The sequence below is a fragment of the Xanthomonas sp. CFBP 8445 genome (assembly GCF_025666235.1).
Classification (GTDB): domain Bacteria; phylum Pseudomonadota; class Gammaproteobacteria; order Xanthomonadales; family Xanthomonadaceae; genus Xanthomonas_A; species Xanthomonas_A indica.
The window spans coordinates 2,125,294-2,149,416 of the sequence record NZ_CP102594.1; the positions used below are offsets into that span (position 1 = coordinate 2,125,294).

The window sequence follows — 24,123 nt, forward strand, 5'->3', positions numbered from 1 at the left end:
TCCGTTACTGCTTCGGCTGGTCGGAATGCGAGGCGGCGTCCGGCGAATCGCCGTGCGCTGCGCCCTGTGCCGGGGCGGCGCCCTTGGCCGGTGCGGCAGCACCCTGGCCGGGGGCGGCGCCAGCGCCCGGGCCCTGGCCCTGCGCAGCGGCGTTCGGGTCCCACGGCTTGGCCACGGCCGGTGCGCCTTCCTTGACCTTGGGCAGGCCACTGACGACCACCTGGTCGCCGCTCTGCAGGCCGCCGCTGACGATCCACTTGTCGCCCTGCTGGCCGACCGTGGTCAGGTCCTTGCGCACCACCTTGCTGTCCTTGCCGACGACCATGGCGTAGGCGCCCTTGGCATCGCGCAGCACCGCCGCCTGCGGGATCAGGTAGACGTCCTTGCGCTGGCCCAGGTTGGCCGCGAAGCTGACGAAGGCGCCGGGCAGCAGCACCCGGTCCGGGTTCGGCAGCAGTGCGCGCAGCGTCACCGAGCCGGTGCTCGGATCCACCGCGGCGCCGGAGAAGTCCAGCGTACCGGCATGCGCATAGGTGCTGCCGTCGCCGAGCTTGATCTGCACGGTGGACTTGTCCTCGGCGTTGAGGGCGACGTTGCCCTCGGTCTGCGCCTGGCGCAGCTGCGCCAGTTCGTCGGCGCTCATCGAGAAGTTGACGTACAGCGGGTCGAGCTGGTCGATCGTGGTCAGCAGGGTGCTGTCGCCCTGGCCGACCAGCGCGCCCTCGGTGACCTGCTGCTTGCCGGCGCGGCCGGCGATCGGCGCGGTGACGGTGGCGTAGCCGAGGTTGATGCGTGCGGTTTCGACCGCCGCGCGGGCCTGCTGCACCGACGCGGCGGAGCTGCGCTCGGTGGCCTCGGCGTTGTCCAGGTCGGACTTGGACACGTAGGCCTGCGGCGCCAGGCTGCGCGCGCGGGCGGCGGCGGCCTTGGCGTTGGCGTAGGTGGCTTCGGCGGCGGCCAGCTGGCCCTGCGCCGAGGCCAGCGTCGCCCGCAGCGGCGCCGGGTCGATCTGGAACAGCGGCTGGCCTTCCTTGACGTCGGTGCCTTCGGTGTACAGGCGCTTTTCCAGCACGCCGGCCACGCGGGCGCGCACATCGGCGCTACGGAACGCGGACAGGCGGCCGACCAGTTCGCGCTGCAGCGGCACGGTCTGCGGCTGCGCCTGCAGCACGCCCACCTCCGGCGGCGGCATGGCCTGCTGCTGATCCTGTTTCTTGCAGGACGCCAACACCACCACGACGGCGCAGGCCAGGGCGAAAGAACGCAACGGGGAGGTCATCGGGTGGTACTCCGGTCTGGTTTTGTAGAAGGAAGGGAAGGGGCGGGGGTGAAGGCGCGCAGGAAACCGTCCACGGCGAACTCGGCCCAGGCGCGCTGCGCGGCGGGCGCGTCGCGATGCGCGCTGTGGAAGCGCCGACGTTCGAAATCCATGCCGACGATCATGCTCAACAGCAGTTCGGCCATGAAGTGCGGATCGTCATGCCGGAGCTGGCCCCGGGCCATGGCATCGCGCAGGTGCTCGCTCAGGCGCTGCATCAGCGCTCCGGCGCTGTCGCGGAACAAGGAGCGGGCTTCTTCGGGGAAGTGCCGAGATTCGGCGGCGATCAGCTGGGAACTCTGCAGAACGCTCGGCTCGAACAACTGTTCCAGGTATTCGCAGGCGAAGCGCAGCAGGCTGCCGCGCAGGTCGTCCTGCGCCGGCTCCAGGTGCGCGGTGGCCAGGTCCAGGTGGTCCTGCAGCGCCCGCCGCAGCAAGGCTTGCTTGCTGCGGTAGCGGCTGTACAGGGTCTGCTTGGAGCAGCCGGCGCGTGCCGCCACCGTGTCCATGCTCAGGCCCATGCCTTCCTCGGCCAGCAGCTCGCGCACGACCGCGTACACGCGTTGGTCGCGCGCCTGGCGCTGTGCGGCAGAGGCGAGGGGGGTGCTCATCGATTGTGGACTATACCGTCCAGTTTAGAATTAGAACAGCCTTGACACCGCGGCGTTCTTGCTGACAACAACGCGGCCCGCAAAGCATGGTGATCGCGGCGTGACGATGGTGTTGCGACCCGCTTTGCCCGATTTGGCGCCTTGTCACCGCCATGCCCTCGGTTTGCGATGCAGCAAGGTAGTTGAACGGAGCACCGGTACAATTCTCGCTTTCCCATCGAGCATCGTTGCTGCTCTCCGTCATGAAACCCAAACACGCCGCTTCCCGTTCCAAATCTCCGGCCGCCACCCGCACCTCCGCGACCCCGTCCGCCACCAAGTCGGCCAAGGCGCCCGCCAAGCCCAAGGCGGCCGCCAAGCCTGCGGCCAAGCCGGCCGCCCCGCGCAAGGCCGCGACGCCGCCCAAGCTGGCCGCGACCGTGCCGGCCACGTCCAAGGTGATCGACGCGGCGCCCGCCGCCGGCGGTTTCAGCCTGACGCCGGTGTTCGCGGCGCTGCGCAAGCGCTACCCGGCCGCCCGCCAGGAGGAAGCGCAGACGTTCGCCGAGGAGTTCTACAAGCGCATGGAGGAGGACGAGTTCCCCCACCACAGCGCGCAGGAGTGGGCGGCGCTGGCCGCGTCGATGCTGGAATTCGCGCGCAAGCGCAAGCCGGGCACGGTCAACGTGCGGGTGTTCAATCCGAATCTGAAGGACGACGGTTGGGAGTCGTCGCACACGGTGCTGCAGATCGTCAACGACGACATGCCGTTCCTGGTCGATTCGGTGAGCATGGCGCTGGCGGAACTGGGTATCGGCGTGCACGTGCTGGGCCATCCGGTGCTGCGCATGCAGCGCGACAAGAGCGGCACGCTGGAGAACGTGGGCGAGGGCAAGGCGGAATCGCTGATGGCGCTGGAGATCGACCGCCAGCCGCCGGAAGACATGGCGCAGGTGGAAGCGGCGATCCGGCGCATCCTCGGCGAGGTGCGCAACATCGTGCGCGACTGGGGCAGCATGCGCGAGAAGATGCTGGCGCTGGCCGACGACCTGACCACCCGGCGCCTGCCGGTGGACGACAAGGGCCGGCGCGAGGCGCAGGAATTCCTGCGCTGGGCCGCGGCCGACCACTTCACCTTCTTCGGCTACCGCGAGTACCGCGTGGAGAAGCAGGGCGGGGAAGACGTGCTGGCGCCGCTGGAAGACAGCGGCCTGGGTCTGCTGCGCGGGCAGGACAAGTCGCCGGCGCGGCCGGTGCGCACGCTGGCCGCGCACGGCCTCAGCGAGTCGGGCAACAAGGAAGCGCTGATCCTGACCAAGACCAATGCGCGCTCGCGTGTGCACCGCAGCGGCTACATGGACTACATCGGCGTGCTGGAGTTCGACGCCAAGGGCCGCATCGTCGCCGAACAGCGCTTCCTCGGCCTGTTCACCTCCAGCGCCTACAACCGCCGCCCGTGGGAGATCCCGCTGGTGCGCGAGCGCTTCGACTATGTCATGCGCAAGTCCGAGCTGACCCCGAGCAGCCACAGCGGCAAGGCGCTGCGCCACATCCTGGAGACGCTGCCGCGCGAGGAACTGTTCCAGTCCAACGAGGAAGAGTTGTACCGCACCGCGATGGGCATCCTCGGCCTGCAGGAGCGGGTGCGCAGCCGCCTGTTCCTGCGCCGCGACAAGTACGGCCGTTTCATTTCCGCGCTGGTGTACATTCCGCGCGAGCGCTTCAACACCGACGTGCGCCTGCGCATCGAGGCATTGCTGAAGGACGCGCTGCACGGCGAGTACATCGATTCCAACGTGGTGCTGGGCGAATCGCCGCTGGCGCAGCTGCACCTGATCGTGCGGCCGAAGCCGGGCGAGGCGCTGGAGTTCGACACCACCGAACTGGAATCGCGCCTGGCGCATCTGCTGCGCAACTGGCACGACGACCTGCGCGAGGCGTTGGTGGCCAGCCGCGGCGAGCGCGATGGCTTGCGCCTGGCCGCGGGCTACGGCCGCGCGCTGCCGGCCGGCTACATCGAGGAGTCGACCGCGCAGATCGCCGCGCGCGACGTCGAGCGCCTGGCCGCGCTGCGCGGCCCGGAAGACCTGCACCTGAGCCTGCAGGCGCTGCGCCGCGACGGCGCCGACAGCCTGCGCCTGAAGCTGTACCGCCAGCACGACGACCTGCCGCTGTCGGACGTGCTGCCGATGATGGAGAACCTGGGCCTGCGGGTGATCTCCGAGCGTCCGTACCGGCTGGTGGTGGACGGCACGCCGCTGTCGATCCAGGACTTCGAGGTCGAGCCGCTGGCCGGCAGCATCGACGTGGACGCCGCAGACGCGCCGCTGTGCGAGGCGTTCGTGCGGATCTGGCGCGGCGACGCCGAGAACGACGGCTTCAACCGCCTGATCGTCGGCGCCAGCCTGAGCTGGCGCCAGGTCGCGGTGCTGCGCGGCTACTGCAAGTACCTGCTGCAGACCGGCGTGCCGTTCTCGCAGGCCTACGTGGAAGAGACCTGCAACCGCTATCCGCTGCTGGCGCGGCTGCTGGTGGAGCTGTTCGAGGCGCGCTTCGATCCGGCCACCGGCAGCGAGAGCAAGGCGCAGATCGCCGAAGGCCAGGCCGCGCTGGCGGCGCAGCTGCGCCTGCTCGCCAACGGCGACGAGGCCGCGCTGAAGGCGCTGCAGCCGGTGATCGACGCGCGCAGCGGCAACCGAGAGACCCAGTTGGAGGCGGTCTCGGCCGCGCTGCTGAAGCTGTTCGACCAGGTGGCGAGCCTGGACGAGGACCGCATCCTGCGCAGCTTCAAGGGCGTGATCGAAGCGACCCTGCGCACCAGCCACTACCAGCGCAGCGCCGATGGCGGGCTGGGCCACTGCATCAGCTTCAAGCTGGATTCGGCCAAGGTGCCGGACCTGCCCAAGCCGCGCCCGTACCGCGAGATCTTCGTGTACGGCCCGCGCGTGGAAGGCGTGCACCTGCGCTTCGGCGCGGTGGCGCGCGGCGGCCTGCGCTGGTCCGACCGGCGCGAGGACTTCCGCACCGAGGTGCTGGGCCTGGTCAAGGCGCAGATGGTCAAGAACACGGTGATCGTGCCGGTCGGCGCCAAGGGCGGCTTCTTCTGCAAGCGCCCGCCGGTCGGCGGCGACCGCGATGCGGTGCTGGCCGAAGGCATCGCCTGCTACAAGCTGTTCATCCAGGGCCTGCTGGACATCACCGACAACATCGTCGGCGGCAAGATCGTGCCGCCGCCGCAGGTGGTGCGTCACGACCAGGACGACCCGTACCTGGTGGTCGCCGCCGACAAGGGCACGGCCACCTTCTCCGACATCGCCAACGGCCTGGCGCTGGACCACGGCTTCTGGCTGGGCGACGCGTTCGCCTCCGGCGGCTCGGTCGGCTACGACCACAAGGGCATGGGCATCACCGCGCGCGGCGCCTGGGAGTCGGTCAAGCGCCACTTCCGCGCGCTGGGGCGCGATTGCCAGAACGAAGACTTCACCTGCGTGGGCATCGGCGACATGTCCGGCGACGTGTTCGGCAACGGCATGCTGCTGTCGCGCCACATCCGCCTGCTGGCCGCGTTCGACCACCGCCACATCTTCCTGGACCCGAACCCGGACGCGGCGGCGTCCTTCGCCGAGCGCGAGCGCCTGTTCAAGCTGCCGCGTTCCAGCTGGGCCGATTACGACGCCAAGCTGATCAGCGCCGGCGGCGGCATCTATCCGCGCACGCTCAAGTCGATCGAGATCAGCGCCCCGGTGCGCGAGGCGCTGGGCCTGGAGCCGGGGGTTAAGCAGCTCTCGCCGAACGACCTGATGAACGCCATCCTCAAGGCGCCGGTGGACCTGTTCTGGAACGGCGGCATCGGCACCTACGTCAAGGCCGCCAGCGAGACCCACGGCGATGTCGGCGACCGCGCCAACAACGGCCTGCGCGTCAACGGCGGCGAGCTGCGCTGCAAGATCGTCGGCGAGGGCGGCAATCTCGGCCTGACTCAGCTCGGCCGCATCGAGGCCGCGCAGGTCGGGGTGCTGCTCAATACCGATTTCATCGACAACTCGGCCGGCGTGGATACGTCCGACCACGAGGTCAACATCAAGATCCTGCTCAACGACGTGGTGCAGGCCAAGAAGCTGACCCTGGACGCGCGCAACAAGCTGCTGGCGTCGATGACCGACGAGGTCGCCGAGCTGGTGCTGTGGGACAACATCCGCCAGAACCAGGCGCTGAGCCTGATGGAGCGGATGAGCGTCAAGCGCCTGGGCTCCAAGCAGCACTTCATCCGCACCCTGGAAGCGCAGGGCCTGCTCGACCGGCAGATCGAATACCTGCCGTCGGATGCGGAGATCTCCGCACGCAAGGCTCGCGGCCAGGGCCTGACCCGGCCGGAGCTGGCGGTGCTGCTGTCCTACTCCAAGCTGGTGGCGTTCCAGCAGTTGCTGGAATCGGACATCCCCGAGGACCCGTACCTGTCCAAGGAACTGCAGCGCTATTTCCCGCAGCCGCTGCAGAAGAAGTACGCCGATGCGATGGAGCGGCACCGCCTCAAGCGCGAGATCATCGCCACGGCGGTGACCAACACCACCATCAACCGCATGGGCGCCACTTTCCTGATGCGCATGCAGGAAGACACCGGCCGCAGCATCGCCGAAGTCGCCAAGGCCTACACCATCAGCCGCGAGACGCTGGATGCGCGCGCGCTGTGGACGCAGATCGACGCGCTGAACGGCAAGGTGCCCGAGTCGGTGCAGATCGACGCGCTGGAGGTGATCTGGACGCTGCAACGCGCCTTCGTGCGCTGGCTGCTGTTCCGTCCGGGCCCGATGCCGGGCATCACCGCGGCGGTGGAGCGCTACTACGAGCCGTTCAACGACATCCGCGTCGCCTCCGGCGTGCTGCCCGATTCGCAGCGTCCGCGCTACGAGGCCCTGGTGCAGGAGTGGCAGGACAAGGGCCTGCCGCCGGCGCTGGCGCAGCAGCTGTCGGAACTGCGCTTCCTGGAGCCGGCGTTCGACATCATCGAGATGGCGCGCACCCGCAAGCTCAAGCCGGTGGAGGTGTCGAAGGTGCACTTCCGCCTCGGCGAGGCGTTGCAGTTGCCGTGGCTGTTCGAGCAGATCGACGCGCTGGAGGTCAACGGCCGCTGGCACGCGGTGGCCCGCGGCGTGCTGCGCGACGAACTGGCCAAGCACCACAGCGCGCTGGCCGGCCAGGCGCTGAGCCTGCCGGGCGGCACCGCCGAGGCCAAGGTGCAGCACTGGCTGCAGCGCGACGACAGCAGCCTGCGCTTTACCCTGAGCATGCTGCAGGAACTGGCTGCGCAGAAGACGCTGGACTATCCCACCGTGTCGGTGGCGGTGCAGCGGCTGGGCCAGTTGGCGGCGCACGGGGTGACGGCGCACGGGGTGTAGCCCCGTGGTCAGGCCCGTGCGGGCCTGACCCAACCGTTTGCGGCGCAAACGGTTGGCGCCGCACGGCCACCTTGCCTATCCCCCGCGGCTTCGCCGCGCCCCCCTTAACAGAAGGGGGGCTTTCCTCCAGAGAGGAGTGTGGGATGGGAGAGGGGGCGTGGTGATGGGGGTTAGGGAGTCGGGAGTTGGGATTCGCAACAGCGCATCACGTTCTCGATTCCTCTGTGCATCTGACGATCCCGTTGCTCGCTTTTGACAATCCCGAATCCCCATTCCCGAATCAGAGCCTTTGGGTTGCCCAGTTCTGCGGTCTTGACTGTCCCGTTTCCGACGCGATAGCCGCTTCTGCCAATCCCGAATCCCCACTCCCGAATCCCGGCTTTACACCCGGACAGGTATGATCGGCGCCATGAATGCGTCCATGCCGTCCTCGCCCCGCATCTGTTTTCTTGCCAGTGTCCCCACCGAGTCGCAGCGGGCGCGCGAACAACTGGTCGCGCGCTATGGCGATTGCGAGCCGGCCGAGGCCGATGTGCTGTGCGCGCTCGGCGGTGACGGTTTCATGCTGCAGACCCTGCATCGCCACGGCAGCCTGGGCAAGCCGGTGTTCGGCATGAAGCTGGGCACGGTCGGGTTCCTGATGAACCAGTTCCGCGACGACGACCTGGTCGCGCGCCTGGCCCAGGCCGAGCCGGCCAAGCTGCGGCCGCTGGAGATGCTGGCGCAGACCGAATCCGGCGCCACCACCGGCTCGCTGGCCTACAACGAGGTCTCGCTGCTGCGGCAGACGCGCCAGGCCGCGCACGTGAGCATCGATCTCAACGGCCAGACCCGGGTCGACGAACTGATCTGCGATGGCGTGCTGGTCTCCACCCCAGCCGGCAGCACCGCCTACAACTCCTCCGCGCACGGACCGATCCTGCCGCTGGGCTCGCACACCCTGGCGCTGACCCCGATCGCGCCGTACCGGCCGCGGCGCTGGCGCGGCGCGATCCTCAAGGCCGACATCGAAGTGCGCTTCCGTGTGCTGGACCCGTACAAGCGCCCGGTCAGCGTCACCGCCGACTCGCACGAGACCCGCGACGTGGTCGAAGTCACCATCCGCGAATCCCGCGACCGCCTGGTCACCTTGCTGTTCGATCCGGAGCACAACCTGGAGGAGCGGATCTTGAGCGAGCAATTTATGGTGTAGGGCGGGGATTCGGGAGTCGGGATTGGGGATTCGCAACAGCGCACCGCTTTCTCAGATTCCTCTGTGCACCTTCCCACCCCTTTGCTCGCTTTTGCCAATCCCCAATCCCCACTGCCGAATCCCTGCTCTCATGTCCGACAACTCCCCCCGTCTGCTCACCGTCGCGGTCACCTCGCGCGCCCTGTTCGATCTGGAAGAGGGTCATGCCCTGTTCGAGCGGGACGGGGTGGAGGCGTACAGCGCGTACCAGCGCGAGCGCGAGGACGATGTGCTGGCGCCCGGGGTGGCGTTCCCGGTGGTGCGCAAGCTCCTGGCGCTGAACCAGGGCACGCCGCCGGAGACGCCGCCGGTGGAGGTGATCCTGCTGTCGCGCAATTCCGCCGACACCGGGCTGCGCATCTTCAATTCGATCCAGCACTACGGCCTGGGCATCGTCCGCGCCACCTTCACCTCCGGCGAGGCGACCTGGCCCTACGTCAAGCCGTTCGGCACCGACCTGTTCCTGTCGGCCAACCCGGAGTCGGTGCGGCGCGCGCTCAGCCACGGCATCGCCGCGGCGACCATCCTGCCCAAGCCGCCCGGCGAGCACGCGCAGGAAGCGGCCGCGGCGGCCGGCGCGATCGACGCCGATCGCCTGTCCACGCAGCTGCGCATCGCCTTCGACGGCGATGCGGTGATCTTCGGCGACGAGGGCGAGCGCTTCTCGCGCGAGCAGGGCGTGGAGGCGTTCGGCCGCTACGAGCGCGAGAACGCGCGCGAGCCGCTGACCGGCGGGCCGTTCCGCAATTTCCTGTCGGCGCTGCATGCGCTGCAGTCCGCGTTTCCGGCCGGCGAAGCGTCGCCGATCCGAACCGCGTTGGTCACCGCGCGCTCGGCGCCGGCGCACGAGCGGGTGATCCGCACCCTGCGCGAATGGGGCGTGCGCCTGGACGAGGCGCTGTTCCTCGGCGGCCGCCACAAGGGCCCGTTCCTGCAGGCGTTCGGAGCGGACATCTTCTTCGACGATTCGCAGCACAACATCGACAGCGCCGCCCGCGAGCGCGTCGCCGCCGGGCATGTGCCGCATGGGGTCGCCAACGACATCGCCACGCCGTGAGCGCGGCGCCCGGCGGCCGCTGGGCCGCGCTGCGCCGCCTGCTGCGGCAAGACGCGGACGCGCCCACCGACCTGCGTCCCGGGCGGCCCTACGTGCGCCACGGCTGGCGCTACACCAGCCTGCAGTTCAAGGGCGAGGTGACTCAGAGCCGCATGTACACCTGGTGGCCGGACGTGCTGCAGGTGGGCTACACCCGCAGCATGCTCGGCGCGCTGCTGCTGCGCCCGGATCCGCGGCGGATCGGCATCGTCGGTCTCGGCGGCGGGTCGCAGGCCAAGTTCTGCTATCGGCACTTGCCGCAGGCGCGGATCGAGGCGATCGAGGCCGATGCCGACGTGCTGGCCCTGCGCACGGCGTTCCGCATCCCGGACGACGACGCGCGCTTCGAGGCCATGCACGGCGACGGCGCGCGGTTGCTGCGGCAACGGCGCGACCGCTACGACCTGCTGCTGCTCGACGCCTACGACGCCGACGGCATCCCGGCCGCGCTGCTCAGCCGCGGCTTCTACGAGGACTGCCACGCGGCGCTGGCGCCGGGCGGGGTATTGGCGGTGAACCTGTACGACACCGACACCCGCCGGCATCTGGCGCATCTGCGCGCCCTGTTCGGTGGCCGCGTACTGCGCCTGGACGAACCGGCCATGGACAACCACGTGGTGTTCGCCTGGACCGGCGCGCTGCCGGCGCTGGATGCGCATGCAGCGCTGGCGCGGCTGCCGTGGTCGGCACGCTGGCAACTGCGCACGCCGTTCCGGCGCGTGCAGCAGGCGATGGCCGGCAGGACGGGGCAAGGCGCTCAGCGCTAGGCGGCGCCTGGCTGTATCGGGTCATTGGGCTGCGCGTGCATCGTTCGCACACGGCGCCTGTCCGACGTTGCACGTCAGCGCTGGCAAACACGTTGCGCTCAGGTGCGATTTGCAAGAATTCCTGCTCGTTGATGGAAGAGTCCGCGCATCGATGCGTCCACAACACGATTCAGCTGCGTCCCCGCGTGCGCACGCGAGCGCAGATCCCGAAGCTGCCACGATTCTATGGCGGACCACCGTGCCCGGAGTGGCCGCCCATCGACTCTGGCTGGACGAACGGACCGGGCAGGTGCTGGTCGCGGATGGATGGGGCGTCAGCTTCGGCGCGCTGCGGGTGCGCGCGCTGTCCATGGCGACAGGCGACGAAGTGGCGTCGGTCGCCCTGGGCAACCAGGCGCGGGCCTTCGCCAGCGACGGCGGGGGCAGCGTGCTGGCGGCCACCGAGACCAAGCTGTTCCGGCTCGAGTCCGGCACGCTGCGCGTCGCGGAAAAATGGACGTCGCGCATTCCGCGGTACATCGACCGCCTGCTGCCGCTGGACGGCCATGTGCATGCGGCCAATGCCCGCTCCGCACAGCTCAGCGCCGTCAGTCTGGCGGATGGCAGCGTGCGGCGCAGGGCGCTGGCGGAGGAACTGCAGCTGCACGCGACGCCCGATGGAAAGATCCTGGCGGTGGCGGCCGAGGGCAGCCTTTGGCTCGCGGAGCCGGGCCTGCCCAGGCCGCCCAAGCGCATCGCGCGGACGCCGCCGATGTGCCACTCGGCGATGGACGGACAGGGCCGCCTGTGGCTCTCGCTCGGACCCGGCCGCATCGTCGACGGCAACCGCGTGTCCTGGGCGGCACCGACCGCGAGCGCCGGCTTCATGGACCCGCCGTACACGTCGGTGACGGAGATCGACCTTGGCACCGACTTCTGGAACATCGCGGTCACTCGCGATGGCCGCATGCTGACGGTGGCCGCCACCACGGCGACGACTGGCGAGCAAGCGCGGCATGTCCAGACGGGTGTCGCGTCCTTCCGCACCGACGAGTGCGCACCACACCGCTGGGTGCAGGCGCCGCCGGAGTTCGAGATCGCGCTGATGTGCCCGGACGCAGGGTGCGCATTCGCCACCCGCAACCTATGGCGCAGCGCCGGCGATCCGGAAGTTTCCGAGCTGATCTGCCTGCAGTTGTAGCGACTCTCCCTTGCCGAGGCCGGGCGGGCGACGGTGCAGGACCTGCATGTGTAAGGCCAGTCCAACAGTCGATCCAGCCCGGCAGAAGGCGGATGGCGAGAGATGGCCGGATGTGCCTCCTGTGGGAGGGACTTCAGTCCCGACTGCATGCTGCCCGGGAAGCCATAGCGCTTTGATCGCCGCGACTGAAGGAGCCTCCGATCACGACGGGGCGCACCCGCGTAGGAGCGGCTTCAGCCGCGACAGCCATGCAGGGAACGTCTCGTCGCGGCTGAAGCCGCTCCTACGAGACTAGCGAATGCTTAGCAAACAACGGGTTGTTGGTTTTGCCCTGAACGTCCTCGCGACAGGAGGGCGCCGCGTGCTCGTGGCCTGACGTGCCCTCGCGCGCTCGGCCGAGACGCCTTGCGCCGCCCGCCATCGCCTACAGCGGCAGCAGGATGTTGCTGAGCTTCCAGCGCAGGCCGTCGCGAGTGAACACGAACGGTACCGCGGTGCCGTCGGCCGTGTGCACGGTGGCGACGAAGCGCGTGGTCGATTCGAAGCGGTGTTCGGCCTGGCGCAGCGGTTGCGGCGGGCGCGGCGCGGCGTAGGTGTCGCCGCCGACGGTGTCGCCGCTGGCGCGTTTCCACAGCGCGTCGCCCTGCATCAGCGCGCCGATGCCGGTCGGGGTGACCATCGCATCCACGCTCATTCCACCGAGGCCGCCGGCCAGCGACAGCAGTGCGCCGCCGAACAGGCTGGACTGCAGGTCGGGGCCGGCGCGGCGCACCAGCGCATCGTCCACCTGGGCCTTGAGGTTCACCCGCAGGGTCGGGAAGTCGACGTAGCGCTCCAACGCCGCCGCATCGCGCTCGCGCAGCGCCTGGTCGATGCCGCGGATGGCCAGGTACGGTCCGGCGACGACATAGCCGCCGAGGGCGAACAGGGCGAGGAACAGCAATGCCAGCCATTTCTTCATGGGATGTCCTCGGGTCGCGTAGGAGCGGCTTCAGCCGCGACCGGCGTCGACGGAATGCCTGTCGCGGCTGAAGCCGCTCCTACGGGAAAACGTTGCCGTTCTAGAATTCCAGGTCCAGCGCCGCGCACAGATAGTCCACGAACGGACCGAGCGTCTGCAGGTCGGCGGCGATCTGCGAGCGCAGCCGCGGGCCGGTCATCGCCGCATCGTCGACCTGGCGCCAGAACACCCAGTTCTTGTGCTTGAGGTCGTCGATGCACTCGAAGTCGGCCGGGAAGCCGCGCGGCGGCCGCACCAGCATCTCGCTTTCCTCGAAGTCGAAGCGGCGGCGCAGCGCCGGCGCGTGCGCGGCGGCCTTCCAACTGCCGGGATTGTCGAAGATGAACTGGCGCACCTTGCGCTGCGTGTCCGGTTCCGGATGCCACAGCCCGGCGCCGACGAAGCTCTCGCCCGGCTGCAGGTGGATGTAGAACGACGGCGCCGGCACCTGCTTGCGCCGCTCGTGGAACAGGCGCGCGCCCTGCCAGGTCTTGTACGGCGACTTGTCGTGGGAGAAGCGCGCGTCGCGATGGATGCGGAACAGCGAGCCGCCGACGCCGCGTGGATCGGCGCGGAAGTGCTCGCTGACCTGGGCCAGGTCCGGCTGCAGGTCGGTGATCAGGCGCAGGAACGGCTGGCGCACGTGTTCTTCGTACTTGTGCCGGTTGTCGTTGAACCAGGCCTTGTCGTTGTGCCGGGCGAGGGCCCGCAGGAACTTGAAGCTGGCGTCGCTGAAATAGCTGGTCATAGGCTGCGTTGCAGGTCGTGGGCCCAGGCGGCCAACTGGTCGAGCAGGGCTTGCTTGGTAGCATCCTGCGAGTGAGCCAGGCGTAAATCGGCCAGCTCCGCATAGAAGGCGTCGAAGCTCAGTTCGGACAGGCCGCTGTCCTGTTGCAGGCGCTGCCGCCGGTACTCGTCCCAGCGCGCCTGCTCGGCGATGGACAGACTCTGCGGCCAGTTGCGCGCGCGGTAGCGGAACAGCAGTTCGGGCAGGCGCGGATCGCGGAACTGGCCTTCCAGCGCAGCCAGTTGCGCCGGCGGGCTGGCGCGGACCTGGGCCATGGCGCGCTTGTCGCCATCGGCCAGGAAGCCGTCGTACAACGAGGCGTCGACATCGGCCGGCACCGCGGCACGCTCGTTGGCGAACACCCGCCGCACCTTCTCGGCCAGCGCCGGGCCGGCCTCGCGCAGGCGCGCGGCCTTGGCCAACAGCTGCGCCGGGTCCAGCCGCAGCCGGGCGAAGTCCGCCTCGCGCAGGTGCGCCCAGGCGACCAGCGCCGGCGCCTTGTTCAGATGCACTTCCTTGAGCGGGATGCGCTGTTCGCCCTCGGGCAGGTCGGCCTGCGGGGTGTACAGGCGGTCGGCGATCTGTTCCGGCGTATAGCGCAGCAGCGGCTCGATGTCGCCTTCCAGGTCGAACACCAGCACCCGGCTGTCGATGCGTGGATGCCGTGCCAGCGGCAGCACCGGCGCCGCGCACAGGCGCGCGGCCGGATAGCGCATCGACACATGCAGCACCGGCTGCATCGCCACCGCGTCGAGCAGGCTGCCGCAGAAGCGCTTGTCGCGCAGCTTCAGCGCGTATTCCCACAGCCGCGGCTGGCTGCGGCGGAAATGCCGGGCCATGCCGATGGTGGCGTACACGTCGGACAGCGCCTCGTGCGCATCGCCGTCGCGCACGTCGTTGGCCAATGCCAGTTGCTCCAGCTTGAACGAGGTGGCGCCGTCCTCGCGCTGCGGCCAGACGATGCCCTCCGGGCGCAGTGCGTGCATCAGCCGCAGCATGTCCAGCAGGTCCCAGCGCGAGTTGCCGTTGCGCCACTCGCGTTCGTAGGGATCGTAAAAATTGCGGAACAGCCCGTGGCGCACGAACTCGTCGTCGAAGCGCAGCGAGTTGTAGCCCAGCGTGCAGGTCTGCGGCCGCGCCATCTGTTCGGCGATACGCGCGAACGCCTCGGCTTCGCTGACCCCCTCGCGCAGCGCCTGCTGCGGGGTGATGCCGGTGATCAGGGTGGCGACCGGCGAGGGCAGCAGGTCGTCGGCCGGCTTGACGAAGAAGCTGATCGGCTCCTCGATCACGTTGAGGTCGGCGTCGGTGCGCACCGCGGCGAACTGCGCGATGCGCGTGCGCCGCGGATCGGCGCCGAAGGTCTCCAGGTCGTAGAAGAGGAAGCTGTCGGGCATGACGAGTCGAATGGTGCGGGGCAGGCGAGGCGCGGAGCGCGGATGCTTGTGTAGGAGCGGCTTCAGCCGCGATGGGCGTTACCGGTAATGCTGTCGCAGCAGATCGCCCCAGACCAGGGAGAGCCGCTCCTGCGGAAGACCGGGTGCCCGCACAGGGTACGCCGGTTCAATGCGCCCCCTCCAGCGGCGCCAGCCGCGCGTGCACGATCCGCTCCAGCCACTGCCAGTCGATCCGCGACAGATCGCTGTGGCCCTGCGTGGCCTGGACCAGGATGTCGCGCTGCACCTCGCTGCGTTCCAGCGCCTGCGCGTAAGGCGTGCGCAGGAAGGTGACCATGGTGTAGTGCGGGACGAAGCGGGTGGGGTGCCGCGCCTGCAGGGCCTGGCCGAGTTCGCGCTGCAGCAGGAAGCCGGCGTCGCCGACGCGGTCGCGCATTTCCACGTAGTTTTCCAGCGCCATCTGCTGGATCGCGCCGGCGTTGGGCTTGCGCTCGGCCTCGAAGGCGGCGTAAGCGCGCGCCAGGTCCGGTTCGCGCTGCAGGTGCGCGGCCAGCGCGGCGCAATCCTCGAACGCGCAGTTCATGCCTTGCCCGTGGAACGGCACCATCGCGTGCGCGGCGTCGCCCAGGAGGACCGCGCGGCCGTCCAGGTGCCAGCGCTCCAGGCGCAGCGTGCCGAGCAGGCCCGGCGGGTGCTGTTCCCAGTGCTCGGCCAGTTGCGGCATCAGCGGCAGCGCATCGGCAAAATCGCGCGCGAACAGCGCCAGCGCCTCCTCGCCGCTGCGCACGGTGGCGAAGCTGGGCTCGCCCTTGTTGGGCAGGAACAGGGTGACGGTGAAAGTGCCTTCGTGGTTGGGCAGGGCGATGCACATGTAGTGCCCGCGCGGCCAGATGTGCAGCGCGTTGGGTTCGATGCGGAAGCCACCGCTGGCGCTGGGCGGGATCTCCAGTTCCTTGTAGGAATGATCGAGGAACTCGATGTGTTCGGCCATCGGCGCCTTGCGCTGCATCGCCGCGCGCAGCGCCGAGCCGGCGCCGTCGGCGCCGATCATGCTCTCGAAGCGGATGTCGTGCGGCTGGTCGTCGCGGTCGTCGATGAAGCGCGCATAGCCGGCGTCGAAATCCACCGTGTGCAGGCGCCGGTAGAAGTGGATGCGCGCGCCGGCCTGCTCGGCCAGTTGCAGCAGGGTGATGTTGAGATCGTTGCGATGCACCGACCAGATCACTTCGCTGTCGTCGCGGCCGTAGCGCTGCAGTTGCTGTTGGCCGTCGGCGAAATGCACCATGCGCCCGCGCATCATCACCGCCTTGGCCATCACCGCGGCATCGGCGCCGGCCTGGCGCAGCACGTGCAGGCCGCGCTCGGCCAAGGCCAGGTTGATCGAGCGGCCGCGCTCGTAGTCGTGCACGCGCGGGTCGCCGCGGCGTTCGTAGACGGTGACCTGCCAGCCCTGGCGCGAGAGCAGGATGGCGAGCAGGGAGCCGGCCAGTCCGGCACCGATCAGGGTGATGCTGCGGGGGGATGCGTTCAATGCGGTGTCCGGAAGGCGCGGCCGCGGGCCGCGCGAAGAAGGTGGGTCAGACCCCGGCCCAGGTTTCCACTTCCTCGACGAAGCGGTAGACGTCGCGGTAGCGGTTGTACAGCGGCACCGGGCTGATCCGGATCACGTCCGGCTCGCGCCAGTCGCCGAGCACGCTCACCGACTGCAGATACTCGAACAGGGCGCGGCCGCGCTCGCGGCCGCCGGCCACGCGCAGCGACAGCTGGCAGCCGCGTTGCGCCGGGTCGGACGGGGTGATGATCTGCAGGGTGTCGGCCAGGCGGGCGCGGATCAGCGCCTCCAGGTAGCCGGTGAGCTGCTGCGACTTCTGTCGCAGCGCGTCCAGCCCCGCCCGCTCGAACAGGTCCAGCGAGGCGCGCAGCGGCGCCATGCTCAGGATCGGCGGATTGCTCAGCTGCCAGCCGTCGGCGCCGGGTGCGGCGACGAACTCGGGCGCCATGCGGAAGCGGGTGCGCTTGTCGTGGCCCCACCAGCCGGCGAAGCGCGGCGTGTCGCCGTGGCCGTGGCGCTCGTGCACGAAGGCGCCGGCGACCGCGCCGGGGCCGGCGTTGAGGTACTTGTAGTGGCACCACACCGCGAAATCCGGCGCGGCATCGTGCAGGTGCAGCGGCACGTTGCCGATCGCGTGGGCCAGGTCGAAGCCGACCGCAGCGCCGGCCGCGCGCGCCAGCCGCGCCACCGCGGCCAGGTCGAAGGCCTGGCCGGTGCGGTACTGCACCCCCGGCCACAGCACCAGCGCCAGGCGCGGGCCGTGCTCGCCAATGGCGCGCTCGATCGCCGCCAGCGACACGGTGCCGTCGGCGCCATCGGGCTGCACTTCGATCAGGTCGGTGGCCGGGTCGAAGCCGTGGAAGCGGATCTGCGAGGCCACCGCGTGCTGGTCGGAGGGGAACGCGCCGGCCTCGATCAGGATCGCCGGGCGCTCGCGGGTGGGCCGGTAGAAGCTGACCATGAGCAGGTGCAGGTTGACCGTCAGCGTGTTCATCGCCACCACTTCGTGCGGCAGCGCGCCGACCAGCCGCGCCAGCGGCGCGGCCAGCAGTTCGTGGTAGGTCATCCACTGCGTGTCGCCGTTGAAATGGCCTTCCACCGCCAGCGAGGACCACTTGTCCAGCACCTCCTGCACCGCGGCGCGCGCCCCGCGCGGCTGCAGGCCCAGCGAGTTGCCGACGAAGTAGGCCTGGTCGGCGCCCTGATGCTGCGGGAACAGGAACTCCTGGCGCAAGGCGCGCAGCGGATCGGCGGCGTCGAGGGCGATGGCGTGCTGGCGGGACAGGATCTCGTTCATCGGCGTGGGTTCCTGGAAGCAGGGCGAGAGTCTAGAGCGTGCGGGACGACGTGAGGTGACTGTCCGCCGGCAGGCAGTCGGGTGTGCCGCGGGCGTTGCCAGCACCGTCGGCACGACACGCCTTCACCCGCTGCGGTGCGCGCCCACCGGCGGCGGTTCCTTTGCGGCCGCCGCGGTCGGCAGCAGGGCGCTGCGGACCAGGTGGGTGAGGGTGCCGATGCTGTCGGCCACGCGGTCGCTGGTGTCGGCCAGCGCGGCCAGGGCGCCACCGTCGCTGCCGTCCTGCAGGTGCGCGGCCAGCGCCTCGGCCAGGTGCCGCTCGTGCGTGCGCAGACTGGCCTGCGGCGGTGGGGTGCCGGTGCGCAGACCCTCGGCCAGTTCGGTGAGCGCGGCATGCGCCTGCTGCCGGAACTGCTGCAGTTCCGGCAGCGGCGGCAGCGGCGGCGCATCGCGCAGCACTGCTTCCAGCGACAGCGAGGCGCGGATCAGCCGGTTGCCGTTGGCCAGTATCGATTCGGCCAGGGTCAGCTCGCGCAGGTTGCGCTTGCGCCGCGGCTCGCCGCGCAGGCGTTCGATCGAGGCCTGCGCGTTGGTGCGCGCGGTACGCGAGACCGCGCGGGTATCCGGCAGCGCCTGCAGGCGCCCCTCCAGCACCGCGCTCAAATGGTCGCGATAGGCGAGCAGCAACTGCGCGAGGATGGCGCGGATGTGCTTGCGTTCCCAGGTCGGCCACAGCGCATAGGCCGCCAGCGCCAGCGCGCTGCCGAGCACGGTGGCCTGGATGCGCTCGCCGATCGCCTCGCCCGGGGCCATGCCCTCGAACGACAGCAGCAGCACCAGCATGCCGGTCAGGCAGGCCACGCCGAGCCCGTAGTTGACCTGGGTCAGCAGGCGGAAGCCCAGGCAGAACACGGTCAGCAACAGCAGCCGCACCACCGCCCCGTCCATCACGAAGTGCGCCAGCACGGTGGCCAGCAGCAGCCCGGCGAAGGTGCCGGCCACGCGCAGCGCGCCGAAGCTGAGGGTGCCGCCGAAATCCGGTTTGAGCACGATCGCGGTGGTCATCGGGATCCAGTAGCCGTGCGGGATCGCCTGCCAGCGCGCGAACAGCACCGCCAGCGCCAGGCACACGCCGCAGCGCAGCGCATGCCGGAACGCGACCGAAGACAGGTTCAGGTTCGCCCGCAAGGTCTGCAGCGGCGCCAGCGGGCGCAGCGCCGCCGGCAGCCGCGCTTCTGCCAGCTCGGCCTGGATCTCGCCGCGGCTGCTGGCCCAGCGGCCGTTGCGCACCAGTGCGCGCAACTGGCCGCCCAGGCCCTGCGCACGGGCCACGGCGATGCGCAGCAGGCGCCGTTCGCGGGTGTCCTCGGTCTGCGCCTGCACCTGTGCCAGCGCGTCGATGAGATCGTCGAACCCGGTCATCGAGGCATTGGCCGCGTCGGGATCCTCGGCGCCGTCCAGCGCGTGCGCAAGCTGGTCCAGCACCACCGCGCTGCGTTCGAGCACGCGTTCGATCGGCAGCCGCGCGGGCGACGCCGTGTCCAGGCGCCCGTGCAGGTCGGCCAGGGTCAGCAGTTCCAGCCGCGCGCGTTCGCACAGTTCGGCGATGACCCGGAACGCCTGCACCGCACGCCCGCGCGAACGGTGTTCGCCATGCAGCATCACCATCGCCTCGAGCACCGCCTCGGTGGCTGGCGGCGCCGCGGTCGCGCTCGGCCGCTGGCGGGCGAGGCCGGCCAGTTGCCGCATCAGGTCGGCCAGGGCGAAGCGCTCCGGCCGGTAGCGCTGCAGCGGCCAGGCCGCCAGTGCCATCAGCATCTGCAGCACGCCGCCGGCGAAGATCAGCGCCGCCACGCCCACGCTCTGCAACGGCGGCAGGCGTACGTCGGCGCTGACCACCAGCAGGATCATGCTGGTCAGCCCGACCCGCGCCGCCACCGGGCCCAGCGCCACCAGCAGGCCGCCGCCCAGGCCGAGCAACAGGGCGCTCAGCGCCAGTGCCACCGTATGCGCGCCGATCAGCATGCCCAGCAGCGCGGCCACGCCCGCTGCCAGGGCCGCCATCAGCATGCGCTGCATCCGAGCCCGGTACGGGCCGGGCTGGTCGGAGAACATGGTGTTGAGCGCGCCGGTGGACACTGCCAGGCCGAGTTCGGCATGGCCGGCGGCCACGCCCAGCGCCAGCGGCGCGACCACCGCGGCGGTGTTGCGCAGGGCCACGCGCACCGGCACGTCGCGCGGCTTGAGCGCGATCAGGCTGCGCAGCATCGCAATCCGGAACGGTGCGGGCGCAGGGCGGTCACGGCGCGGCGGCCGCCGGCGGCCGCGGATGCACGTGACCGCAGCGGGCGCAGGTGCGCAGCGCTTCGGAGGCGTAGAAGCGCGCGAACACCGGCGGGAAGTCGGTCTCGATGTCCTGCAGCGGGAAGTAGGCTTCGTACAGCAGGTGGTTGCAGTGCGCGCAATACCACAGCAGGCCGTCCTGTTCGTGCGGCAGGCGTCGCCGCTCGATCACCAGGCCCACCGAGTCGGGCCCACGCTGCGGCGAGTGCGGCACCTTCGGCGGCAGCAGGAAGGTCTCGCCGGCGCGGATCGGGATCTCGCGCACCGCGCCGTCCTCCTGGATCTTCAGCACCATCTCGCCTTCGAGCTGGTAGAACCACTCCGGGCCTTCGTCGTAGTGATAGTCGCTGCGCGCGTTCGGCCCACCGACCACCATCACGATGAAGTCGCCGGCGTGGATGCACTTGTTGCCGACCGGCGGCTTCAGCAGGTGCCGGTGGGCGTCGATCCAGGCGTGCAGGTTGAGGGGGCCGGGGAGCATGTGGATCCTAGCGGGGAAGGACGGGGCCGTGCGCGCCGCTCAGCGGTCCTCGCGGTCCTGGCTGATGCGCGCCAGGGCGGCATCGTAGCGCGGCGCCAGGTCGTCGATGCGGTCCAGTTCCATGCCCAGGTCGTGCACGCGGCCATCGCGCAGGCTGTAGACCCAGCCGTGCACGGTCAGTTCCTGGCCGCGCGCCCAGGCGTCGAGCACGATCGAGGTGCGGCTGACGTTGACCACCTGCTCGAGCACGTTGAGTTCGCACAGGCGCGCGTGCTGCACGTTGAGGTCGCCGGCCTGCTGCAGGCAGTGCTCGTGCTTCTCGGCCACGTCGGTGACGTGGCGGATCCAGTTGTCGACCAGGCCCAGCCGCGCGCGGGTCAGGCCCGCGTGCACGCCGCCGCAACCGTAGTGGCCGACCACCAGGATGTGCCGCACCTTCAGCACCTCGACCGCGAACTGGATCACCGACAGGCAGTTCAGATCGGTGTGCACGACCACGTTGGCGATGTTGCGGTGGACGAACACTTCGCCCGGCGCCATGTCGATGATCTGGTTCGCCGGCACCCGCGAATCGGAACAGCCGATCCACAGGTACTCCGGCGTCTGCTGCTTGGACAGGCGACTGAAGAACTCGGGATCCTCGCGATTGATGCGTTCGGACCAGGAGCGGTTGTTGTCCAGGAGTTGCGCGATTTTGCTCATAGCCCGGCATTATCCCAGAAGCCCGCGGCCGGTGCGCAGCCTGGCGCGGCGCACCGGCATGCGCGCCTGATCGCCGCGGCGCCTCAGTGCGCAGGCGCCGCCGGATCGGGCTTTTGCCGATCCCGCCGCCGCGCACCGCTGCGCAGACTTCCTCCACGCCCACCAGCGGGCACCAGCGGAGGATCCCATGGCCGACTTCAACGCATTCTTTCCGACCCTGCTCAAGCACGAGGGCGGCTTCGTCAACGACCCGGTGGACCCGGGCGGCGCCACCAACAAGGGCATCACCCTGGCGACGTTCCGCGTCTACGCCAAGAGCCTGCTGCAACTGGAGCCGACCCTGGATAACCTGCGCGCGCTCACCGACGCGCAGGCCGGCGTGATCTACAAGACCTGCTACTGGAACGCGGTGCACGGCGACGAGATCGCGCTGCAGCCGCTGGCCAACATCCTGTTCGACTTCCAGGTCAACGCCGGCAGCAACGCGATCAAGCTGCTGCAGCGCGTGCTCAACGCACAGACCCCGGCGCTGAAGCTGCCGGAGGACGGCAAGCTCGGCCCGGCCACCCTGGCCGCGCTGAAGGCGGCGGACCAGCGCGATCTGTACGCGCGCTACAAGCAGGGCCGGCGCGACTACTACCAGCGCCTGGTCGCGGCCCGGCCGCCGCTGGCCAAGTTCCTCAAGGGCTGGCTGGCGCGCACCGATTCCTTTCCCGACCTGAGTTGAGCGCGCGCCCGGCGCATGCCGCCGATCCGCCGCCGTCGCCGACGGCGGCCTTCTTTCCCCAGGAGCGACCATGGCTGGACCGACCGCATTGAACGACCTGATCGAAGCGCTGGCCGGCGCGGTGATCGAGGCGCAGGACCGCATCGAGCAGCACCAGATGGCCAACCTCGGCGACTACTTCGACGAGTTCCACCGGCCCAAGAGCGTGATTATCCGCCTGCCGTCGCAGCACCCGCAGGCCGCCGAAGGCGACGAGGACTACTACCGCGCGCCGCTGCTGCCGCTGGTCTCGACCAATGTGCTGCGGATCAAGGACGTGGAGATCAGCTTCGATGCCCAGCTCGGCGACCTCGGTGGCCTGCAGTCGGCCGACGGTTTCTTCGCGCCGGAGCCGCCCGGCCCGAAAGCGGCCTGGCAGGCCAAGCGCACCGCCACCCGTTCCAGCGTGCGCGTGGATACCAGCGCCAGCGCGCGGAGCCAGCGCCAGAGTGCCGTCCACGTCGTGCTGCGCGTGGAGGGGACCGAACCGACTGACGGAGCGGCCAGATTGCTCAACCATCTGGCGCAGACGCAGGGCGTGTTCAAGACGGTCATGGCCGACAAGCCGGACGTCGCGGGCACGGACGATGTAACCAATCCCACCAACTAAGGAGTCACTGCAATGGCTGACGAACTCGTCAACATGTCGAGTCAATTCAAGGGTCTGCCGATGGGCGACCTGATCGGCGGACCGCTGGATGCGGCCTGCGACGCGCAGGTCAAGCTGGCCCGCGCCACCGCCGATTTCATCCGCGTCATCGGCTTCCTGCCGCCGGACACTCCGGACCCGAAGAATCCGCAGGCGGCCGGCGCCACCCGCACCGCCAGCTTCCGCTTCAAGCGGCCGGTCGACGATCCGGACAAGGCCGGCGGCATCGCCGAGGAGGAGGTCGAGCTGGAAGTGCCGCTGCTGGCCATCGTCAACGTGCCCAGCCTGAGCATCCAGACCGTGGACGTCACCTTCGACATGGAAGTGAAGTCGTCCTTCTCCGCGAAGGAAAAGACCGATGCCTCCGCGTCGCTGTCGGCGGACATGGAGTTCGGCTGGGGCATGTTCAAGGCCAAGGTGCACATCCAGGGCTCGGTCTCCACGAGCAAGGAAAACACGCGCAGCTCGGACAACTCGGCCAAGTACCACGTCTCGGTGCACGCCGCCGACAAGGGGCCGCCGGAAGGCCTGGCGCGGGTGCTGGACATCCTGCAGACCTCGGTGGCGCCGCGCAAGATCGGCAAGCCGGTTGCGGTCACCCCGTAATCCCATAGCCGTCCGTTGAACCATCTCGTCGGGGAACTCGTCAACGATGTTCGACCTTACTGAAGTCAAGTTCGTCAAGCGGGTCGTGGTCGGTAGCGACAACCCGACGCAGATGCAATCGCCCGAGCAGATCGAAGCGGCGCGAGCCTTGCTCAACCGGTGCCTGAGCGATTCGCCCAAGGGCGCGATCATCGGCACCGAGAAGAATTTCGCCGTGCTGCAGATCGGCGAGCACCAGGTGGTGATGCAGTGGCTGTGCTACCACGTGGGGTTTCCGCGCAAGCCCGGCTGGCTGAAGGACGACTGATGGCCAGGTTGCGCTGCGAATTCGACCTGCTGCTGCAGGGGCTGTCGGCGGCGCTGCTGGACGCGCAGCGCCGGTGCCGGGCCCGCCACGAGCAGGCATTGCGCGCGTGCTTCGGCGCCGCCGAGACTGTGCAGGTGGTGGCGGAGGAGGCCGACCCGCCGGCGTGGCAGATCCCGTTGTGGGAGCTGCGCGCCTGGCAACTGCCGCAGATCGGCGAGCTGGCCCTGTCCTTCGACGTGGAGCTGGACGTGGTGGAGATGCCGGACGAGGCACCGCGCCTGCTGCTGCAGGTGTTGCCGCGACGGCCACGGCGGCCGGGCCACCGCCTGCAGGTGCTGTTCCGCGGCACCCACATCCCGGTCGGCGAAGTGCTGTTCGACGGGCAACTGCTGAAGCTGTGGCACCTGTCCGAACCGGCCGCGCCGCAGGACCCCGCCCAGGAGACCGCACATGCGTAGACACGGCTTTCTGCTGTCCCGGCACGACACCGACCTGTGGTGCCGAGAACTGCATATCGACCTGCGCTCGCTGGCCCGTGCGCAGCGGTCGCGGCGGCGCCGGCGCCGGGCGCTGTGGCTGCTTGCCGTACTGTGCCTGGTGGCGGCCGTGTCGGCGCTGCTCTGGTTCGGCCTGTCCTGACCGCGCCCATCGTTTTCCC

At 69.8% G+C, this 24,123-nt stretch carries 20 protein-coding genes and 1 pseudogene; 11 read left to right on the top strand and 10 right to left on the bottom strand.

Annotated features, from left to right (window positions below):
• Positions 1 to 4 precede the first annotated feature (4 nt).
• Positions 5 to 1,279 carry an efflux RND transporter periplasmic adaptor subunit gene (locus NUG21_RS08980; RefSeq protein WP_263392856.1) on the bottom strand — a complete coding sequence of 425 codons (1,275 nt, stop codon included), beginning with the start codon at positions 1,277 to 1,279 and terminating at the stop codon, positions 5 to 7.
• Entirely contained in the window at positions 1,276 to 1,929 is a 654-nt protein-coding gene (locus tag NUG21_RS08985) for a TetR/AcrR family transcriptional regulator (RefSeq protein ID WP_160948252.1), read from the bottom strand. Before NUG21_RS08985 ends, NUG21_RS08980 begins: the two co-directional genes overlap by 4 nt.
• 242 nt (positions 1,930 to 2,171) lie before the next feature.
• Between NUG21_RS08985 and NUG21_RS08990 the strand changes: the two genes are divergently transcribed.
• From NUG21_RS08990 to NUG21_RS09010, 5 genes are all read left to right on the top strand, one after another.
• Positions 2,172 to 7,304 carry an NAD-glutamate dehydrogenase gene (locus NUG21_RS08990; RefSeq protein WP_263392857.1) on the top strand — a complete coding sequence of 1,711 codons (5,133 nt, stop codon included), beginning with the start codon at positions 2,172 to 2,174 and terminating at the stop codon, positions 7,302 to 7,304.
• A gap of 421 nt (positions 7,305 to 7,725) precedes the next feature.
• Complete coding sequence (locus tag NUG21_RS08995) at positions 7,726 to 8,496, top strand: NAD kinase (RefSeq protein WP_184502413.1); 771 nt, start codon at positions 7,726 to 7,728, stop codon at positions 8,494 to 8,496.
• 130 nt (positions 8,497 to 8,626) lie between these two features.
• A complete protein-coding gene (locus tag NUG21_RS09000) occupies positions 8,627 to 9,592 on the top strand; it encodes a 5'-nucleotidase (protein WP_160948255.1) in 966 nt (321 codons plus the stop codon).
• The gene (locus NUG21_RS09005) at positions 9,589 to 10,398 is read left to right on the top strand and encodes a fused MFS/spermidine synthase (RefSeq protein WP_263392858.1); all 810 of its coding nucleotides are present in this window, start codon (positions 9,589 to 9,591) and stop codon (positions 10,396 to 10,398) included. Before NUG21_RS09000 ends, NUG21_RS09005 begins: the two co-directional genes overlap by 4 nt.
• Positions 10,399 to 10,645: 247 nt before the next feature.
• Positions 10,646 to 11,578, top strand: coding sequence for a hypothetical protein (locus NUG21_RS09010; RefSeq protein WP_263392859.1), 933 nt, complete (start codon positions 10,646 to 10,648; stop codon positions 11,576 to 11,578).
• A 424-nt stretch (positions 11,579 to 12,002) separates the two neighbouring features.
• Here the strand turns inward: NUG21_RS09010 and NUG21_RS09015 are convergent, their stop codons facing one another.
• The 8 genes from NUG21_RS09015 to can form a co-directional block, all read right to left on the bottom strand.
• Positions 12,003 to 12,539 carry a DUF2939 domain-containing protein gene (locus NUG21_RS09015; protein WP_263392860.1) on the bottom strand — a complete coding sequence of 179 codons (537 nt, stop codon included), beginning with the start codon at positions 12,537 to 12,539 and terminating at the stop codon, positions 12,003 to 12,005.
• Positions 12,540 to 12,639: 100 nt separating this feature from the next.
• Complete coding sequence (locus NUG21_RS09020; RefSeq protein ID WP_160948259.1) at positions 12,640 to 13,326, bottom strand: DUF2461 domain-containing protein; 687 nt, start codon at positions 13,324 to 13,326, stop codon at positions 12,640 to 12,642.
• Positions 13,323 to 14,762: an exodeoxyribonuclease I gene (sbcB, locus tag NUG21_RS09025; RefSeq protein ID WP_263392861.1), complete on the bottom strand. Its 1,440-nt coding sequence runs from the start codon at positions 14,760 to 14,762 to the stop codon at positions 13,323 to 13,325. Before sbcB ends, NUG21_RS09020 begins: the two co-directional genes overlap by 4 nt.
• A gap of 166 nt (positions 14,763 to 14,928) precedes the next feature.
• On the bottom strand, positions 14,929 to 16,293 hold the full coding sequence (locus tag NUG21_RS09030; protein ID WP_263392862.1) for an FAD-dependent oxidoreductase: 1,365 nt from the start codon (positions 16,291 to 16,293) through the stop codon (positions 14,929 to 14,931).
• Between the two features lie 46 nt (positions 16,294 to 16,339).
• On the bottom strand, positions 16,340 to 17,611 hold the full coding sequence (gene kynU, locus NUG21_RS09035) for a kynureninase (protein WP_263392863.1): 1,272 nt from the start codon (positions 17,609 to 17,611) through the stop codon (positions 16,340 to 16,342).
• 123 nt (positions 17,612 to 17,734) lie between these two features.
• Complete coding sequence (locus NUG21_RS09040; protein ID WP_242083087.1) at positions 17,735 to 19,879, bottom strand: FUSC family protein; 2,145 nt, start codon at positions 19,877 to 19,879, stop codon at positions 17,735 to 17,737.
• 31 nt (positions 19,880 to 19,910) lie between these two features.
• Positions 19,911 to 20,435 carry a 3-hydroxyanthranilate 3,4-dioxygenase gene (locus tag NUG21_RS09045; protein WP_160948264.1) on the bottom strand — a complete coding sequence of 175 codons (525 nt, stop codon included), beginning with the start codon at positions 20,433 to 20,435 and terminating at the stop codon, positions 19,911 to 19,913.
• 39 nt (positions 20,436 to 20,474) lie between these two features.
• On the bottom strand, positions 20,475 to 21,137 hold the full coding sequence (gene can, locus NUG21_RS09050) for a carbonate dehydratase (RefSeq protein WP_160948265.1): 663 nt from the start codon (positions 21,135 to 21,137) through the stop codon (positions 20,475 to 20,477).
• 187 nt (positions 21,138 to 21,324) lie between these two features.
• Here can and NUG21_RS09055 point away from each other — a divergent pair.
• The 6 genes and pseudogenes from NUG21_RS09055 to NUG21_RS09080 all read left to right on the top strand — a co-directional run bounded on the left by NUG21_RS09055 (position 21,325) and on the right by NUG21_RS09080 (position 24,104).
• A pseudogene (locus tag NUG21_RS09055) lies at positions 21,325 to 21,956 on the top strand (glycosyl hydrolase 108 family protein).
• A complete protein-coding gene (locus tag NUG21_RS09060) occupies positions 21,935 to 22,513 on the top strand; it encodes a DUF2589 domain-containing protein (protein WP_184502415.1) in 579 nt (192 codons plus the stop codon). Before NUG21_RS09055 ends, NUG21_RS09060 begins: the two are co-directional and overlap by 22 nt.
• Before the next feature lie 12 nt (positions 22,514 to 22,525).
• On the top strand, positions 22,526 to 23,158 hold the full coding sequence (locus NUG21_RS09065; RefSeq protein ID WP_160948267.1) for a DUF2589 domain-containing protein: 633 nt from the start codon (positions 22,526 to 22,528) through the stop codon (positions 23,156 to 23,158).
• A gap of 46 nt (positions 23,159 to 23,204) precedes the next feature.
• On the top strand, positions 23,205 to 23,465 hold the full coding sequence (locus NUG21_RS09070; RefSeq protein WP_048492013.1) for a hypothetical protein: 261 nt from the start codon (positions 23,205 to 23,207) through the stop codon (positions 23,463 to 23,465).
• Positions 23,465 to 23,923, top strand: coding sequence for a hypothetical protein (locus NUG21_RS09075; RefSeq protein WP_242083093.1), 459 nt, complete (start codon positions 23,465 to 23,467; stop codon positions 23,921 to 23,923). The genes NUG21_RS09070 and NUG21_RS09075 overlap by 1 nt, the downstream gene beginning before the upstream one ends.
• Positions 23,916 to 24,104, top strand: a complete 189-nt coding sequence (locus NUG21_RS09080) for a hypothetical protein (protein ID WP_160948269.1) — start codon at positions 23,916 to 23,918, stop codon at positions 24,102 to 24,104. Before NUG21_RS09075 ends, NUG21_RS09080 begins: the two co-directional genes overlap by 8 nt.
• Positions 24,105 to 24,123: the final 19 nt, after the last annotated feature.

What these genes read in the sequence shown, in the direction of transcription:
- NUG21_RS08980 (WP_263392856.1), bottom strand. Translation starts at nt 1,279, where the DNA reads ATGACCTCCCCGTTGCGTTCTTTCGCCCTGGCCTGCGCCGTCGTGGTG.
- NUG21_RS08985 (WP_160948252.1), bottom strand. Translation starts at nt 1,929, where the DNA reads ATGAGCACCCCCCTCGCCTCTGCCGCACAGCGCCAGGCGCGCGACCAA.
- NUG21_RS08990 (WP_263392857.1), top strand. Translation starts at nt 2,172, where the DNA reads ATGAAACCCAAACACGCCGCTTCCCGTTCCAAATCTCCGGCCGCCACC.
- NUG21_RS08995 (WP_184502413.1), top strand. Translation starts at nt 7,726, where the DNA reads ATGCCGTCCTCGCCCCGCATCTGTTTTCTTGCCAGTGTCCCCACCGAG.
- NUG21_RS09000 (WP_160948255.1), top strand. Translation starts at nt 8,627, where the DNA reads ATGTCCGACAACTCCCCCCGTCTGCTCACCGTCGCGGTCACCTCGCGC.
- NUG21_RS09015 (WP_263392860.1), bottom strand. Translation starts at nt 12,539, where the DNA reads ATGAAGAAATGGCTGGCATTGCTGTTCCTCGCCCTGTTCGCCCTCGGC.
- NUG21_RS09020 (WP_160948259.1), bottom strand. Translation starts at nt 13,326, where the DNA reads ATGACCAGCTATTTCAGCGACGCCAGCTTCAAGTTCCTGCGGGCCCTC.
- sbcB (WP_263392861.1), bottom strand. Translation starts at nt 14,762, where the DNA reads ATGCCCGACAGCTTCCTCTTCTACGACCTGGAGACCTTCGGCGCCGAT.
- kynU (WP_263392863.1), bottom strand. Translation starts at nt 17,611, where the DNA reads ATGAACGAGATCCTGTCCCGCCAGCACGCCATCGCCCTCGACGCCGCC.
- NUG21_RS09040 (WP_242083087.1), bottom strand. Translation starts at nt 19,879, where the DNA reads ATGCTGCGCAGCCTGATCGCGCTCAAGCCGCGCGACGTGCCGGTGCGC.
- NUG21_RS09045 (WP_160948264.1), bottom strand. Translation starts at nt 20,435, where the DNA reads ATGCTCCCCGGCCCCCTCAACCTGCACGCCTGGATCGACGCCCACCGG.
- can (WP_160948265.1), bottom strand. Translation starts at nt 21,137, where the DNA reads ATGAGCAAAATCGCGCAACTCCTGGACAACAACCGCTCCTGGTCCGAA.
- NUG21_RS09060 (WP_184502415.1), top strand. Translation starts at nt 21,935, where the DNA reads ATGGCTGGACCGACCGCATTGAACGACCTGATCGAAGCGCTGGCCGGC.
- NUG21_RS09065 (WP_160948267.1), top strand. Translation starts at nt 22,526, where the DNA reads ATGGCTGACGAACTCGTCAACATGTCGAGTCAATTCAAGGGTCTGCCG.
- NUG21_RS09070 (WP_048492013.1), top strand. Translation starts at nt 23,205, where the DNA reads ATGTTCGACCTTACTGAAGTCAAGTTCGTCAAGCGGGTCGTGGTCGGT.
- NUG21_RS09075 (WP_242083093.1), top strand. Translation starts at nt 23,465, where the DNA reads ATGGCCAGGTTGCGCTGCGAATTCGACCTGCTGCTGCAGGGGCTGTCG.
- NUG21_RS09080 (WP_160948269.1), top strand. Translation starts at nt 23,916, where the DNA reads ATGCGTAGACACGGCTTTCTGCTGTCCCGGCACGACACCGACCTGTGG.